General features: G+C 72.9%; 1 protein-coding gene and 2 pseudogenes. 2 read left to right on the forward strand and 1 reads right to left on the reverse strand.

Going from position 1 to position 3,441, the window contains the following annotated elements:
- Both KBX39_RS26785 and KBX39_RS26790 read left to right on the forward strand, forming a co-directional pair.
- Positions 1-353, forward strand: a pseudogene (locus KBX39_RS26785) (hypothetical protein); the annotation flags it as partial.
- Between the two features lie 241 nt (positions 354-594).
- The gene (locus KBX39_RS26790; RefSeq protein WP_247660636.1) at positions 595-2,814 is read left to right on the forward strand and encodes an AAA family ATPase; all 2,220 of its coding nucleotides are present in this window, start codon (positions 595-597) and stop codon (positions 2,812-2,814) included.
- Positions 2,815-3,242: 428 nt separating this feature from the next.
- Here the strand turns inward: KBX39_RS26790 and KBX39_RS26795 are convergent.
- Positions 3,243-3,441: pseudogene (locus KBX39_RS26795) on the reverse strand (hypothetical protein); the annotation flags it as partial.

Raw genomic sequence — 3,441 nt, forward strand, 5'->3', positions numbered from 1 at the left:
GCGTGAAGGTCACCGAGGCGACCGAGGGCGAGCGGCCCGGTCCGGCGGGCAAGCGGTTCGATCGCAAGGACGCCGAGAAGCCGGACGTGCGTACCGTCGGCACCGGCTGGACCACCGTGGTGGTCGCCAAGATCGGCGATGCGGCGACCGGCGACGGCGCGAAGCCCGGCGCGGACGCGCCGGACGCCCAGATGCTCGCCCAGGTGCTCGGTGACCTGCCGAAGGTCAGCGGCGACTGGGGCAGCGGCCGGCTGCTCAGCGGCAAGCTGTTCAGCGTGCTGCTGACCGACGACGGCCGGGTGATCGCCGGTCTGGTCACACCGGAGCGGCTCTACCAGGCGGCCAAGGGCTGAGAATCGCCGTGCCCGGGGCCCGGTCGGCTGACGTCGACCGGGCCCCGAGTCGTGTCCGGGCTTGGTCGGGTGGCGGCCGACGCGCTATCTTTCTCAGTTCAGGCACAAAAAAGGAATGGCTTCTGAATGCCATTCCTGCGGCAATTTTAGTCAATGAGGAGCCGGATTGTCAACGCACTCCGACGTGTCGGCTGACCTGCGCCAGGACGACGAGATCGGCCGCGAGCAGGAATACGTCTCGATGCTGTACGACCGGCTGGACGGCATGCGGGAACAGGCCGCCCGGCGGCTCGACGAGGAGTTGCGTCACACCGGCGGCACGCAGCAGGCCCGCTCCCAGCGCGACTCGACGGTGGCGATGTACGCCGACCAGGTCGAGCAGTTCTCCGCGGTGGAGAGCGGCCTGTGCTTCGGCCGCCTCGACGGCGACGACGGCGCGGTCCGCTACATCGGCCGGATCGGGATCTTCGACTCCTCCGGCGACTACGACCCGCTGCTGATGGACTGGCGCGCCCCCGCCGCCCGGCCGTTCTACCTGGCCACCGCCGCCAACCCGCAGGGCGTACGCCGCCGCCGGCACCTGCGTACCCGCGACCGGAAGGTGACCGGGCTCAACGACGAGGTGCTGGACATCACCGCCGCCTCCCCCACCGCGCACGAGGAACTGACCGGCGAGGCGTCACTGCTCGCCGCGCTCAACGCCGGGCGGACCGGCCGGATGCGCGACATCGTCGAGACCATCCAGGCCGAACAGGACCGGATCATCCGCGCCGACCTGCCCGGCGTGATGGTGGTGCAGGGCGGGCCCGGCACCGGCAAGACCGCGGTGGCGCTGCACCGCGCCGCGTACCTGCTCTACACCCACCGCCAGCAGCTCTCCACCCGGGGCGTGCTGCTGGTCGGCCCGAACGCCACGTTCCTGCGCTACATCTCCCAGGTGCTGCCCACGCTGGCCGAGACCGGCGTGCTGCTGCGTACCCAGGCAGACCTGTTCCCCGGCGTGCACGCGCGCCGCGCGGAGCCCGCCACCACCGCGGCGCTCAAGGGCCGCGCGGTTCTGGCCGACGTGCTCGCCGCGGCGGTCCGCGACCGGCAGTGGGTGCCCGACGAGCCGGTCACCATCGAACTGCCGCAGCGGGAGGTGCTGACGCTCGACCCGGACACCGTGCGGCAGGCCCGCGACCGGGTACGCCGCACCGGCCGCCCGCACAACCTGGCCCGCGCCCTGTTCGACGTGGAGATCGTCCACGCGCTCGCCGACCAGGTGGCCGAGCGGATCGGCGCCGACCCGCTCGGCGGGGAGAACCTGCTCTCCGAGGCCGACCGCGCGGAGATCCGCCGCGAGCTGCGCGAGGAGCCGGAGATCCGCGCGGCGCTGGACGAGCTGTGGCCGGTGCTCACCCCGCAACGCCTGCTCGCCGACCTGTACGCCTCGCCGGAGCGGATCGCCACCGCCGCGCCGATGCTCACCGAGGACGAGCGGGCCGCGCTGCACCGCGAGCCGGGCGGCTGGACGCCCGCCGACGTGCCGCTGCTGGACGAGGCCGCCGAACTGCTCGGCGAGGACGAACGCGCCGCCGTCGCCCGGCGGGAGCGGATCCGGGCGCTGGAACGCGAGTACGCCGAGGGTGTGCTGGAGATCTGGCGCGGCTCCCGCTCCATCGACGTCGAGGACGAGGCAGACGGCGGCGAGATCCTCGGCGTCACCGACCTGATCGACGCCGACCGGCTCTCCGAACGGCAGGAGGAGTCCGACCGGCTCACCACCGCCCAGCGCGCCGCCGCCGACCGGACCTGGGCGTTCGGGCACGTCATCGTGGACGAGGCGCAGGAGCTGTCGCCGATGGCGTGGCGGCTGCTGATGCGCCGCTGCCCCAGCCGGTCCATGACGATCGTCGGCGACGTGGCGCAGACCGGCGCGCTCGCCGGCACGCCGTCGTGGGGCGAGGCGCTGGCGCCGTACGTGGCGGACCGGTGGCGGCTGGAGGAGCTCACGGTCAGCTACCGCACCCCGGCCGAGATCATGGCGGTCGCCGCCGACGTGCTCGCCGAGATCGACAGGGCGCTGCGGCCACCCCGCTCGGTACGCGCCACCGGCGTACCGCCGTGGGACCGGACCGTGCCGGCGGACCGCCTCGTGGTCGAACTGGTCGAGGCGACCGCCCGGGAGGCCGCGTCGCTCGGCGACGGGCGGCTCGGCGTGCTGGTGCCCACCGGGCGGGTGGACGAGCTGGGCGGCGCGGTGGTGGCGGCGCTGCCGGAGGCGACAGTGGGTGAGCAGCCCGAGCTGGCGAACCGGGTGGTGGTGCTGACCACCGAGCAGGCCAAGGGCCTGGAGTTCGACTCGGTGCTGGTGGTCGACCCGGACCGCATCGTGTCCGAGTCCCCGAGGGGCCACAGCGACCTCTACGTGGCCCTGACAAGAGCCACCCAGCGCCTCGGCATCCTCCGCACCCCCTGACCGCCTCCGCCTCCGCCCCGTTGATCATGAAGTTGGCGGCCTTGTCGATCTCTAAGTCGGCCGCCAACTTCATGATCGACCGGGCCGAGCACGTGCTGCCCCATGTCCCGCCGTGCCCACTCTCGCCCCTCGCCCCGCTCGGCGATCATGGAGTTGCGGCCCCGGAAAAGAGCCATCAAACGGACATTTTTCGGGTCGGAAGTGCAAGATCGGCGAGTGCGGGCTTGGGGCGGCGGACGGGGGCGTGTGTCCGGGTGGCCTGTTCGCGCCAGTTCGCCGGAGTGGCGGTCACGCGCACCAGAACGGGGAAGTTGCTACATCATGGCCGTGCTGACCACGCCACTTCGGCGAAGTGGCGCAGTCAAGACGCGGGTGCGCGAGGGCGGGGGCGGCCGGAGGCCGTCCCCGCCCTCGCCGTGCTGCCTCGGTCAGCCCGGATTGGGACGATTGTTGGTGAAGTTGCCCACCTGCGCGCCGGTGGCCGAATTGTCGCTCGTGGAGCCACCGGCCGGGGTGCTCAGGCCACCCGTACCCGCGTCCCCGGTCGTCGTCGGGGCCACCTTGCCCGGGTGCTTCTCGGGCTGCCGGGCCAACCGGCGCACACTGGCCGGGCCGGCCGTGCCACCG

Source organism: Micromonospora sp. D75 (genome assembly GCF_018070405.1).
Classification (GTDB): Bacteria; Actinomycetota; Actinomycetes; order Mycobacteriales; family Micromonosporaceae; genus Micromonospora; species Micromonospora chalcea.